Origin of the sequence: Halapricum sp. CBA1109 (assembly GCF_009741825.1) — an archaeon.
Taxonomy (GTDB): Archaea; Halobacteriota; Halobacteria; order Halobacteriales; family Haloarculaceae; genus Halapricum.
The window spans coordinates 1-11654 of sequence record NZ_WPCA01000088.1 but is presented as its reverse complement, the minus strand read 5'-3'; the positions used below and the strand labels follow the sequence as shown (position 1 = coordinate 11654).

General features: G+C 68.2%; 16 protein-coding genes. 6 read left to right on the top strand and 10 right to left on the bottom strand.

The annotated features are described in order from the left end of the window. Positions 1 to 86 precede the first annotated feature (86 nt). Positions 87 to 500: an Lrp/AsnC family transcriptional regulator gene (locus tag GJ629_RS10550; protein WP_157512985.1), complete on the bottom strand. Its 414-nt coding sequence runs from the start codon at positions 498 to 500 to the stop codon at positions 87 to 89. 102 nt (positions 501 to 602) lie between these two features. Here GJ629_RS10550 and carA point away from each other — a divergent pair, with 102 nt between their 5' ends. Then, a complete protein-coding gene (gene carA / locus GJ629_RS10545; protein WP_157512983.1) occupies positions 603 to 1646 on the top strand; it encodes a glutamine-hydrolyzing carbamoyl-phosphate synthase small subunit in 1044 nt (347 codons plus the stop codon). 349 nt (positions 1647 to 1995) lie between these two features. Here carA and GJ629_RS10540 read toward each other — a convergent pair whose 3' ends face one another. Further along, positions 1996 to 2688 (bottom strand): PH domain-containing protein, encoded by a 693-nt coding sequence (locus GJ629_RS10540; RefSeq protein ID WP_157512982.1) that lies wholly within the window; start codon positions 2686 to 2688, stop codon positions 1996 to 1998. 160 nt (positions 2689 to 2848) lie between these two features. Here GJ629_RS10540 and GJ629_RS10535 point away from each other — a divergent pair, with 160 nt between their 5' ends. Next, complete coding sequence (locus tag GJ629_RS10535; protein WP_157512980.1) at positions 2849 to 3715, top strand: amidohydrolase; 867 nt, start codon at positions 2849 to 2851, stop codon at positions 3713 to 3715. Position 3716: 1 nt separating this feature from the next. On the opposite strand, the gene GJ629_RS10530 is transcribed toward GJ629_RS10535, so the two are convergent. Further along, positions 3717 to 4565, bottom strand: a complete 849-nt coding sequence (locus tag GJ629_RS10530) for a DUF63 family protein (protein ID WP_157512978.1) — start codon at positions 4563 to 4565, stop codon at positions 3717 to 3719. A 67-nt stretch (positions 4566 to 4632) separates the two neighbouring features. On the opposite strand from GJ629_RS10530, the gene deoC reads away from it, so the two are divergent. Beyond that, positions 4633 to 5265, top strand: coding sequence for a deoxyribose-phosphate aldolase (gene deoC / locus GJ629_RS10525; protein WP_157512976.1), 633 nt, complete (start codon positions 4633 to 4635; stop codon positions 5263 to 5265). Here deoC and GJ629_RS10520 read toward each other — a convergent pair. From GJ629_RS10520 to GJ629_RS10505, 4 genes are read right to left on the bottom strand one after another with little or no spacing between them, the layout of a single operon-like run. Further along, on the bottom strand, positions 5256 to 5900 hold the full coding sequence (locus tag GJ629_RS10520; protein WP_157512974.1) for a hypothetical protein: 645 nt from the start codon (positions 5898 to 5900) through the stop codon (positions 5256 to 5258). The genes deoC and GJ629_RS10520 overlap by 10 nt on opposite strands. Next, positions 5897 to 6433 (bottom strand): hypothetical protein, encoded by a 537-nt coding sequence (locus tag GJ629_RS10515; RefSeq protein ID WP_157512972.1) that lies wholly within the window; start codon positions 6431 to 6433, stop codon positions 5897 to 5899. The genes GJ629_RS10520 and GJ629_RS10515 overlap by 4 nt, the downstream gene beginning before the upstream one ends. Beyond that, positions 6430 to 7128 carry a hypothetical protein gene (locus tag GJ629_RS10510; protein ID WP_157512970.1) on the bottom strand — a complete coding sequence of 233 codons (699 nt, stop codon included), beginning with the start codon at positions 7126 to 7128 and terminating at the stop codon, positions 6430 to 6432. The genes GJ629_RS10515 and GJ629_RS10510 overlap by 4 nt, the downstream gene beginning before the upstream one ends. A 21-nt stretch (positions 7129 to 7149) precedes the next feature. Beyond that, positions 7150 to 7770, bottom strand: coding sequence for a hypothetical protein (locus tag GJ629_RS10505; protein ID WP_157512969.1), 621 nt, complete (start codon positions 7768 to 7770; stop codon positions 7150 to 7152). An 84-nt stretch (positions 7771 to 7854) separates the two neighbouring features. Here GJ629_RS10505 and GJ629_RS10500 point away from each other — a divergent pair, with 84 nt between their 5' ends. After that, complete coding sequence (locus tag GJ629_RS10500) at positions 7855 to 8289, top strand: type IV pilin (protein WP_157512968.1); 435 nt, start codon at positions 7855 to 7857, stop codon at positions 8287 to 8289. On the opposite strand, the gene GJ629_RS10495 is transcribed toward GJ629_RS10500, so the two are convergent. The 3 genes from GJ629_RS10495 to GJ629_RS10485 all read right to left on the bottom strand — a co-directional run bounded on the left by GJ629_RS10495 (position 8290) and on the right by GJ629_RS10485 (position 10226). After that, complete coding sequence (locus tag GJ629_RS10495) at positions 8290 to 9402, bottom strand: DoxX family protein (RefSeq protein WP_157512967.1); 1113 nt, start codon at positions 9400 to 9402, stop codon at positions 8290 to 8292. It abuts the gene before it with no gap. Between the two features lie 87 nt (positions 9403 to 9489). Continuing rightward, positions 9490 to 9882, bottom strand: coding sequence for a DUF502 domain-containing protein (locus GJ629_RS10490; RefSeq protein WP_370515865.1), 393 nt, complete (start codon positions 9880 to 9882; stop codon positions 9490 to 9492). Continuing rightward, positions 9858 to 10226 carry a hypothetical protein gene (locus GJ629_RS10485; protein WP_157512964.1) on the bottom strand — a complete coding sequence of 123 codons (369 nt, stop codon included), beginning with the start codon at positions 10224 to 10226 and terminating at the stop codon, positions 9858 to 9860. The genes GJ629_RS10490 and GJ629_RS10485 overlap by 25 nt, the downstream gene beginning before the upstream one ends. A gap of 111 nt (positions 10227 to 10337) precedes the next feature. Here GJ629_RS10485 and GJ629_RS10480 point away from each other — a divergent pair, with 111 nt between their 5' ends. Further along, positions 10338 to 11171 (top strand): HD domain-containing protein, encoded by an 834-nt coding sequence (locus GJ629_RS10480; protein ID WP_157512962.1) that lies wholly within the window; start codon positions 10338 to 10340, stop codon positions 11169 to 11171. A gap of 64 nt (positions 11172 to 11235) precedes the next feature. Then, positions 11236 to 11654, top strand: a 419-nt coding sequence (locus tag GJ629_RS10475; RefSeq protein ID WP_197428551.1) for a MinD/ParA family protein, incomplete at its 3' end; no start/stop codon positions are given.

The window sequence follows — 11654 nt, the reverse complement described above, 5'->3', positions numbered from 1 at the left end:
CCCCCCCGCCTACTGCTCACGGGGTCGCTTTCGCTCCCCCCCCCGCTCGCATCCGCAGGGCCTTCCTCGCTACGCTCGAGGCCTTACTATCCCACTCGCTCGTCGAGAATCAACCGCGTCTTCGAACTCACGACCTCGTCTAGCTCCCGGGCCTGCGTGATGAGGTCGTTGACACCGTCGGTGTCGGCACAGTCGACGACCAACACGATATCCTCCTCGCCCGACACCTGCCAGACGAAATCGACCTCGGGCCACTCGGCGATGCGCTCGCTTATCTCGCTGGTGTCGACGTTGACGTCGACGCCCAGTTCGATCATCGACTTGATGTTTCCTGTGCGCGTGGCGACGGTGAACCGCTCGATGATCCCCTCCTCGACGAGTTGCTCGACGCGGTTGCGGACGGTCCCTTCGGAGGTCCCCACCTCGTCTGCTATCTCCGTGTACGGCGTTCGGGCGTCCTCCCGCAACAGCCCGAGTATCTCCCGGTCGAGTTCGTCCATTGAGATATGTGTCTTTCGCGGGTCGCTACTTCAGGATTACGAATTTCGTAACCGTGCTTCGAAAGCAACGCTTATCTGCCGGTCATTCATACGCATCTCGTAATGACCGACGCCTACGTGGCACTGGAAGGCGAACGCGTCGTCGAGGCGCGCTGTCGCTCCCCCGGGAAGACGAACGGAGAACTGGTATTCACGACCGCCTACACCGGCTACGAGGAGAGCCTGACCGACCCCTCCTACGAGGAACAGCTCCTGACGTTCTCGTATCCGCTGATCGGCAACTACGGGGTCCGCGAGGAGCGCTTCGAGTCCGACCGCGTCCAGCCCAACGGTGCGCTAGCGCGGGAGTTCACCGACGACGTCGCCGAGTGGCTCGAATCCGAGGACGCGCCCGCCGTCGACCACCTCGATACCCGCGACATCGTCACCGAGATCCGGGACAACGGCGCGATGAAGTGCGGTATCGCCGCCGGCCCGGACGTGACTGAGGAAGACGCCTTAGAGCAACTGCGGGAGTGTAAGCATATGTCCGACCACACCGACATCGGCGCACAGGTGTCGGTCGCCGAGCCCGAAGTCCACAACGCCGACGGCGACGGCAAGACCGTCGCGCTGGTCGACTGCGGCGCGAAGGGATCGATCATCTCCTCGCTGGTCGAGCGCGACGCCGTCGTCCACGTTCTGCCGTACGACGCCGACGCCGACGACGTGGCCGCCGTCGACCCGGACCTGCTGTTCATCTCGAACGGCCCCGGCGACCCCGAGAACTTCGAGGCCGCGGGCGAGGTCGTCGACACCTACGTCGGCGACGTGCCCATCGCGGGCATTTGTCTGGGCCAGCAGGTCGTCGCCAACGCGCTCGGCGGCGAGACGGAGAAGATGGAGTTCGGCCACCGCGGGGTCAACCAGCCGGTGCGTGACCTCCGGACCGACCGCGTCGTGATGACGACCCAGAACCACGGCTACACCGTCGCCGAACCGGGCGAAAACCTCGAAGTGACGCAGGTCAACGTCAACGACGACACGCCGGAAGGGCTGGAGAACGAGGACCTCGGGATCATCACGCGACAGTACCACCCCGAGGCCAACCCCGGACCGAACGACTCGCTGGACTTCTTCGACGACGTGTTGGCGCTCGCGGAGTAGGGCGGGGCGAACGAAGTGAGGCCCGCCGAACGAGCGAACGGGGAGGCACGACCCGTGAGCAGAGAGGGGCGAGCGTAGCGAGGTCCCCGAAATACGAGCGGGGAGCGCAGTGACCCGCGAGGAGTAGGGCGGGGCGCGACCAGCGGGAGCGGCCCGCCGAACAAGCGAACGGGGAGGAACGACCCGCGAGGTTGGTGGGCGCGAGCGGAGCGAGCGCCCACAAGATGCGAGCGGTGACCGGAGGGAACCGCGAGCAGGCAGGCGCCGAGCGAAGCGAGGGGCCTGCGGATGCGAACGGGGAGCGTAGCGACCCGTGAGCAGGGAGCCCCCTCGAAATACGAGCGGCCCGCTACCGGAGGTACGAGGGGTCGACTTCCTTCCCGCGGTAGGTCACTGTCGGTTGGTCGTCGTCGCTCTCGTCTTCGTCGGTCCTAACGGCTTCGTCAGCCGTCCCGTCTCTGTCGGCCGCGGTCCCACCGTCCCCGTCGGCCGCCTGCTGTTCGGGCGGGTTGATGGGCTTCCCGCGATAGGTCGATTTGTACTGGCGCTGCTCGGCGGCGGTCTCCGATATCGGTGTCTCGGGGAGCCGGTCCTCGACATACGCCGTCACCGCTTCGAGCATCTCCTCGTCGACGGTCCGGTCGATCCAACAGTGGACGCGCTTGCGTGGCGTCTCTACCACCAGCCGGTTGGCGATCAGGCCGGTGTGGTACTGGACGTCGGCGAGGGTGTCGTGCTCGACTTCGATGGACTCGTCGCCCTCGGCGGACCCGACCAGACAGAGTGTACGCCGGTCGGTGACGAGGATCACTGTCGCCCGGTCGCCGTCCGGTTGCGTGCAGTTGCGTTTCGTTCCGACCCCGATACCTCGCTTGCCGTTCGTGAGGGCGTACGCCGGCGCTTCCGTGCCGTCGAGATACGTCACCGGTGGGTCGCCGGCGAGCAGGCCGTTCTCGTCTGCCAGCAGACCCACCGTCACCGACGGGTGTGGCGCCATCTCGGCGAGCATCACCGCCCGCTCCCGCCCCGACCGTTCGCTCATCGTGTGTACTCCACACCCCGTCTGGAATTAACGTTGCGTCGGTACTATCATAGGTATTCATACGATCCTAATACAATCCGTGCCAACGCTCGTACGATTGTGTCGAAAGACGCTGTGGAATGGTGGGTAGTTATACGGTCCCGGCGCCGCGATGGGGAGTATGCGACTCGTCGACACACACGCGCACACGTGGGGCGCGGACACGGCCGAACTGCCGTGGCACAGCGCCGAACTCCCGCCCGGGTGGTCCGGGCCGTACACTCACCGGACGCTAATCGAACGGATGGACGCGGCCGGCGTCGACGAGTCCGTCCTGTTACCCACGGCCCTCTACGGCCGGGGAGAGCGGGCGAACGAGTACACTATCCGGGCGCTCGACGCCCACCCCGACAGGCTGTGGGGCGTCGGCGTCCTCGATTACTTGGGCCCGGACCTCCGGGAGCGGACCCGTCGGCTGCTCTCGGTCGAGGGGATGCTCGGTGTCCGGTTTCACGCTTGCTTCGAGTACGGCGAGACGCCGGGGCCGATGGATCGAACGGCCGAGTGGATAGCCGACGACGCGCTGGACTCGTTGTACGAGGAACTCGGGGCCCGCGGGGCGGCGGCGTTCGTCCTCGCCAAACCCGAGCAGTTCGGGCTGGTCGGGCAGTTGGCCGACGCGCACCCGGACGTACAGTTCGTCCTCGAACATATGGGCTGGCCCGACGAGGGGACGAGTGCCGACGACGCGCCGTGGACGGACATCCGGTCGCTCGCGGCCCGCGAGAACGTCCTCGTGAAGGTCAGTTCCGTGCCGCGGGCCGCCGGCGACGCGTTCCCCTACGAGGCGATTGCCGGACACGTCACGTCGCTGCTTGAGTGGTTCGGGGCCGACCGGCTCCTCCTCGGTTCGGACTACCCGTGGCTCGACGAGATGGCGACATACGAGGAGTGTCTGGCGTGGCCCGAACGGGCCGACTTTCTCTCGGCTCGGGAGTTCGCGTGGCTCTCCCATCGGACCTTCGACGAGCGACTCACCGGGGAGTGAGCTACGCCGCGGCGGCGACCAGCGCGCTCTGCTCACGGAGCGCGAACAGCACGAGGTTGTTGACCGCCGGGCCGAGGCCGAAGGCGACGACGGCGAGAAACAGCAGCGTCCCCTGTCGGGGGGCGTCCTCGAAGATGTCCGCGAACGCGAGGACGATACCCACCGCGATGGCGAGTTTCACGAGGACGAACAGCCACCCGGTTCCGAGGAACGGTTCGGTCGGGAGCGTCCCGGCGAACTCCATGATCGCGGCCGGGAGCGGTGACCGCTCGCCGGTCCCGATGATGTCGACACCGATGGTCGTCGTGATACCGTCGAGCGCGTGGGCGAAGACGGCCAGAACCGCGACGGTCCGTATCGACTCGACGGCGTCGTCGACCGCACGGACGAGCAGGTAGATGCCGGCGGTCACGACCACCGAGATGACGACGCCGGCCAGCGACCAGAACGGCCGCACGTCGGTCAGTCCGCCGCGGAGTCCGGCGACGACTGTCAGCACGAGGACGGCGACGGCGCCGAGGGCGCCCAGTCCGGTCGGGGTATCCAGCGGCGTCTCGACGACGTCGAGGACCGCCCAGCACCCGCCGGCGAGGACGGCCGTCGCCACGTACACCGCCGGCGCCGTGACGAAGGGTGCGAGCGGGCCGGGAAACATCGTCTCGGGCGCGACCTGATAGAGGGCGTGGGCGGCCGCGCCGAGGACCATCCACGGGACGGCGCCGACGACGAGGCGGCGGTCGACGGTCGGCCCAACCGTCCACAGCGCCGCACCGACGGCGACGGCGCCGACGACGAGGGCCGCGAGCTGGGCGAGCGGCGGGACGACCAGCCCGCTTGGCAACACTGTCATGTGCGCTTTCCGGTCCGCGACCGACGAAAGACTACCGTTTTTTGCCCGGCCGCTCCCTCTCGGCGGTATGGACGACGCCGACGTTCCCGGTCGTATCGAACACACGGTCCTCGGGCCGAAGACGACTCCCGACGACGTTCGGACGGTCCTCGACGCGGCCGTCGAGTACGGGATGCGCGCCTGCGTCCCGCCCTGTTACGTCTCGATGGCGAGCGAGTACGCCTCGGACGTACCGCTGTCGACCGTCGTCGGGTTCCCCCACGGCCAGCACACCCCCGAGGCGAAGTGCCGGGAGGCCCGCGAACTGGTCGCCGCTGGCGCCGACGAGGTGGATGTCGTCGCCAATATCGGCCTCCTGCTGGCCGGCGAGGAGGAGGCCTTCCGGGCGGACGTGACCGAAGTCGTCGCTGCGACGGCCACCCCCGTGAAAGTCATCGTACAGGCTCCGTCGCTGAACGAGTCACAGCTACGCCGGGCCGCCGCGGCCGCCGTCGAGGCCGACGCCGCGTTCCTCAAGACGGCGACCGGGTTCGGCGACGGCGGCGCGACCGTCTCGGACGTCGAACTGCTCGCCGAGTACCTCCCGGTGAAAGCGTCCGGTGGCATATCGACCGCAGAACGAGCGAGCGAGATGTTCGCCGCGGGGGCCGAACGCATCGGTGCCTCAAGCGGCGTCGCAATCGTCGAGGGTTACCAGTAGCGTCGCGCTAGCACGCCAGCACCACCGACGGCGCCGACTGCGGCGACGCCGCCGGCGACCATCAGCGGCGAGATGCCGTCCGCACCGCTCTCGGTTTCGTACCCGAGGTACGACCGGACGGCCGTCCGGTCCATCCGCTCGAACTCACGGTCGTGGTCCGCGGCGAGCGTCACGTCGGTGTCCTCGCCGACCAGCGAGAGCGCCCGCACGTCGGACTCGGTAGCGTCGCCGTCGACGACGCCGTTCAGCCTGACGGTCGTCCGCTCCTCGGCGAAGTCGGTGTAGGTCGCGTCGATGTCGCCGTAGCGGTCGGGCAACTCGGCCCGCAGCGCCGAGGCGTTCTCGACGGCGACGGCCGCTTCGAGGCGGGCGCTCGACTCGGTCAGCTCCCAGTCGGCCCGTGCGCGGTCGAACGCGGCCGCTCGGAGGGCGTCGACGGTCCCGTTCGCGTCGGCCGGCAGCGACGAGAGCCGCTCGTCGAGCCAGTCGTCCTCGGTGTAGGTCGCCTCGGTGTCCACGACGACGCGGTCGCCGTCGGGGCCGGCGAGCACGTCACCCGGCCGTATCGCCGTCCCCGAGACGGTCGGTCCGGGCGCGGCGTCGACGGTCGACTGGCGGTCGAGCGGGTAGTTCATCGTCGGACGTAGTTGAACGACAGCAGGCGGCCGCAGTTGGGACACTCCCGGCGGTGGGCGAATCGGTCGTGTTCGAGCATCACCGACCGCGAGAGGCGGCGCACGCCCGGGCAGGCCTCGGGCGCGTCGCCGGTGACCGACCTGAGTTCGTGTTCCCGGTCGGTCGGCCCGGTCGTCCGGAGTTCGAACGACGACCACTCCCCGAACCCGAACGCACACGCCGGACACCGGGCCGTCGATGTGCTGACCGGTCCGTAGACGCAGGCCTCGTCGTCGACCGCGCCCTCCGGCGCGAGGTGCAACCGCAGGTAGTGGTCGTCCGTGCAGGTGATCAGCAACTCCCGCCGCCGGCGTTCGTCGACGAATCGCTCGCCGCCGACCGTCGCAGCCGGATCCGGGTCGGGGTATCCCAGCGGCGTCTCCGGGTCGCTCCGGAAGGCCTGCACGTAGTACACGCCGACTCCCTGCCGGAGTTTGACGGCGCCGTGACACCGCCCGAGCGGGCAGTGGACGGTGAAGCCGTCCACGCTCACTCGCCCCCGTTCGTCGCCAGCAGTCTGTTGTCCGAGGCCGTCCGCCCCCACCGCAGCGTCGAACTGCCGACGCCACAGAGCCGACCGACGACGCGGGGGAACAGAATAGAGAGGCCGTCCGACGCCACCCGTCCGGTGTTGGGGTTCGTCGTCACTTCCAGCGCTCCCGGCGGCGCCATCGACGGCGACGCGTCCAATCGGAAGAACAGTTCGTCGCCGTAGTGGTCGACGGTGAACCACAGGCTGTCAGCGGCGGCGAGCGGTCCCGCCACGCTCTCGCTCAGCGAGACGGCGAGGTCGCCGCCCCGGCGGCGGGAGACGAACGACCGCTCGACGGCCGACAGCGAGACGCTCCCGAGGCGCGATTCGCGGTCGAACGCGACCGACAGCCGTCCGTCCCCGTCAGTGTAGACGAGGGTATGACACTCCCGAAGCCCGGCCGTCTCGACGCACTGTTTCGGCAGCGTCAGCCCTCGCCGGTCCTCGCCCGGGCGCGGCGACAGCGTCCGCACCACCGCGTGGTCCGGCGCGTCCGCGGCGGGCGTGCAGACGAACTGCGGTCGCCCGTCGGTCACCTCGAAGGCGAGCGCGACGTCGTCGCACTCGGAGCCGGCACCGTCCGGCACGGCCACCCTGTACGGGGACGGCCGGCGGAGCTCCCGGCTGCCCGCGGCCGCAGTATCCGTATCGTCCATTGTTTGGTTTTGTGCGGTAATTTATCTAAATAACTGTCGCTCCCGGACGGCGTCACCGGGGGGCCCTCCCCCCAAACGCTCGCGGTGGCGGTAGACGGGGCCGTCGAGGCGGTCGGCCGGCGTCGCGTAGACGGCGACGGTGGTCGTCGCCGGGCGCAGGACGACCGTGAGGTGGCGTGCGCCGCCGTCGAGTTCGGGCAGCGAGTCGAACCACGGTTCGAGGCTCACGTCGCCGGTGAGCAGGCGCCGCCTGAACCGCTCGGGGTCGGCCTCGGGCGAGTAGACGTGGACCTCCGTCGGCGGCGAGGGTCCGGGCGGGTCGATCACGTCGGCGACACGTCGCCGTCCGGTCGCCCGGTCGGCCCACAGCGCCCCCGCTGGTTGGCCGAGCCTGTCGGCGACGCCGACGGCGAGGGTCGTCTCCGTCCGCCGTCTGCTGGCGACGATTCGGGATGGAGCATCGCCTTCGAGCAGGCAGTCGAGGACGACGCCCGGCGAGATGTCGTCGTCGGTCACCGCCCAGCGAGTCGCCCCGCTCTCGCGGTCGCGGAGCAAGACGCGGTGGTCGTCTACCGTCGAGACGGTCGCGTAGACGCGGACCGATCCGGCGACGAGGTCGCGGTCAGTAGCGAGCGATTGCATCGCCAGTGGTCGCCGGACGGACGCGGAAAAACCCTCGGCGGGTCGGCGGATGATATTTACTCGTGGGTCACGAACGGGTCGGGTATGGGCGCCCCGACCGACCGCGGTATCTCCGAGGCGGCGAGCACGCTCACACTCGTCGCGGTGACGATACTCGTCGTCGGCGCGGTCGGGGCGAACGTCTTGTTCGCCGAGACCGACGGCGGCGACGGGCCGGAGGCGACGTTCACCTACGACTACTTCGGCGAACAACAGCAACTCATCATCGAACACAGCACCGGCGATGCCATCCCGGCCGGACAGTTGCTGATAAGCGGGCCGCGCTCGGAGGCGACGTGGGCCGAGACCAACGCACAGGTCGACAACTCGACGCTGATCGGTCCCGGCAACGTCACACAGATCGGCAGTGCGAACGCGTTCAACCGCCCCGTCGGCTCCGGCGACCGAATCGAGATACGCTACATCAACGCGACCGCCGGGACCTCGACGGTGCTCGACACCTGGAACGGATCGGGCTGATCAGGCGGGGACGCCCGTCCGGTCCTCGTCGGTCTCGCGGTCGAGCCACGCGTCGATGGACAGCGGACCGCTCCCGAGTGTGAACACCGCCGACGCGAGGCCGAACATCGTGATGTGAGCCAGTACGGGGTCGTTCTCCAGTCCGAACAGCGTGATCGTAAAGAGGAGGAACGCGCCCGCGGCGGTCGCGCGGGTCAGCAGTCCAGCGATCAGCGCGAGGCCGAACGCTATCTCCGAGAGGCCCGCACCGAGGACCCACATCTCGGCGCTCACCGGGATCAACGAGGGGAGTCCGAGGTCGTTCGCCAACGCGATACCCGGCGCGGGGTTGGCGAGTTTCTCGATCAGGCCGAGGTAGACGAACGTCACGCCGAGACCGACGCGAAGGACGACGGGGACGTACATCGTGTAGGGGTCGATGCGGTCACGGACGCGGCGCGCCCGGACGTGGATCGGGTCGATCCGGCTGTACAGCGTCCCCTTCGCGCCCGCGAGACGGCTGAGGAGGTGGTCGGCGCTGGGCCGGCCGCTCCCGAGCAGGATGATCGCCAGAAAGCCCGGGACGTACTCCATCGACAGCAGGAGGTTCGGATCGACGAGGAGGCCACCGAGGTACGCCGCCAGACCGACGGCGGCGACGACGCGCGTCCCGAGACCGAACAGCAACAGGAACCCGAGTCCGATCATGAACAGTCGGTCGACGACGACGAGGAACGGGACGGTAGACAGCGGTACCGCCGGACTGAAGAAGTAACCGCCCTCGACCGCAAAGCCCGCGCCGATCAACGGCAGGCCGAGGCTCAGTCGGAGCATCCACGGGACGTAGGTCAGGTACTCCGCGAGCGCGGAGCGCAACACCTCGAAGTCGGGAACCGTCGGTCGGACCCAGAGATAGCCGCCGACGGCCGCGACCGCTCCGACCCCCGTCCCACCGACGAGGGCCGCGTTCACCGGGTTCGAGAGCACGTCGACGACGAACTCGATGCCGCCGTCCCGCGCCGCATCGGAGACGTACCTGACGTGGGCCGCGGCGGGCCGAACCGCCAGCACAGCCCAGAACACCGCCACCACCGCCACGAACACCCGTCGCCGCCGTCCGCTGGTCGAAGTCATACGACCGTATTGTGGCCCGACCGACGTGAATACCACGGTGAAATCAATGCGGTCGCCGGGCGGACGAGCGTGGCCCGACCACCCCGGTCAGGGGCTATCGCGGCGGTCCCCGGTGAGGTTCGCGTTCCCCGACACCGTGGCCACCTCCTCGACATCGTGGGTCTCGCCGACGGCGATGCCGCTGGTGACGACTGATTGGACGCCCTCCTCGACGGTCATATCCACCTCGTAGACCTTCTCGTTGGAGATGTGGACGACGAACCCGCCCATCACGGGGTTGGGTGCCATCGGGAGGTACACCGTCGTCATCCCCGGGCCGACGTTCTCGGTCGCCTCGCAGATGTTCGGGGGTGTCTCCGCGGTGACGAAGGCCACGCAGTAGGAGTCCTCGACGGGGTACTCGACGAGGACGACCTCCTGAAAGCTCTCGGTGCCGCTGTCCAGCAGCATCTCGCTCATCTCGTCGAAACTGCTGTACACCGATCCGAGGCCGGGGATAGAGGACATAACCGTGTCCAACCCCCGTTCCAGTCGGCCCGACCCCCACTGGCTCTCGGCGACAACGCGACGAGGAAGATGAACACGACCAGCACGGACATCGCCGCGAGTTCCGCCGCCAGTCCCGGCGGGATGGCCACTCCCGGAATCGCCCGTATCGCGCCGGCCAGCGGCCCGACGGAGTCGAGAATGAAGCTCATCGCCACCCGGAAGACGACGAGCGTGATCAACACCGGGACGGCGATGGCGAGGCCGCTCACGAACGGCCCCTTGATGCGCTGTCTGTACGACCGCTGCTCCCCCGGCGACTGTTCGGCGGCAGTCATTATACTACAGCCCTCTCGGGCATCGAAGTTACCGGTTGTGGGTGTGGGCGTGAGCGTTTTTGTACGGGCGGGTACGCGAGGGCTTTTTTGAGTGGGGCTGTAGGACCACGTATGAGCGACAGCGACACCCCGAGCGACGACGACGTCGCGGCGGGGCGCATCTACGACACGACGGCGACTCACAGCTTCGACGACACACGTCTCGACGACGTGCTCGACCACATCGAAGCCGACGAGGAGATACAGGCGTATCTCGACGCCCAGAACGTCAATCCGGTCACGCGAAAGCGCTACAACGATCACGGGAGCAAACACGTCGGCATCGTCCGTAACCGCGCGCTGTGTCTGTACGAACTCCTGAAGGACGCGGGCGTCCCGTTCAACGGCGCGACCGATCAGGGACTCGACGAGGCCGACGAACCGGTCATCGTCGCGCTGGCGGCGACGCTGCACGACATCGGCCACGTCGTCCACCGCGACGACCACCCCTACTACTCCATCCCGCTGGCCGCGGACATCCTCGACCGGTTTCTCGCGGACCTCCCCTACTACGACATCGGGGAACGCGTCCGTCTCAAAGGCGAGGTGTTGCACGCCATCCTCTGTCACCACACCGAAGAGGACCCGCTGACGACCGAGGCGGGGGTCGTCCGCGTCGCCGACGCCCTCGATATGGAGAGCGGCCGGTCGCGCATCCCCTACGAACACGGCGGGCGCGGGATCAACACCGTCTCCAGTCAGGCCATCGACGAGGTTCGCCTACAAGCCGGCGACGACCGGGACGTCCTCGTCGAGATTCTGATGAGAAACGCCGCCGGTGTCTATCAGGTCGACAACCTCCTCAAAGCGAAGCTCCACGGGTCGGGTCTGGAGGACCACATCCGTATCGTCGCCATCAACAGCCGCGAGGACGGCGATCAGATCGTCGAGCGAATCGAACTGTAATCCATCCTGTATTTCCCGCCGGTCTGCCAGTAAGTTTTTGCGTATTCGGGGGGTGTACACAGACGTGTCAGAGGCAAGCGTCATCACTGTCGGCGGAGCAAAAGGCGGCGCTGGCAAGACCGTCACCGCGATCAACGTCGCCGCCGCGCTCAAGTCGACCGGGTTCAGCGTCGCCGTCGTCGACGCGGACCTCGGAACGACCAACGTCGCCGACATCCTGTCGCTGGACTGCCCGACGAGCATCCACCAAGTTCTGGCCGGCGACGCGGCCGTCGAGGACGCCATCGTCACCCACGACAGCGGCCTCGACGTGGTCTCCGGCGGGGACTCCATCGAGTACCTGACCGAGGCCGACCCGGCCCAGTTGCGGCCCGTCGTCGAGACGCTCCGCACGGAGTACGACATCGTCGTCGTCGACACCGGGACCGGACTCAGCCACGAGGTGTTGGTCCCGTTCGGTCTCGCCGACGGCGTCGTCCTCGT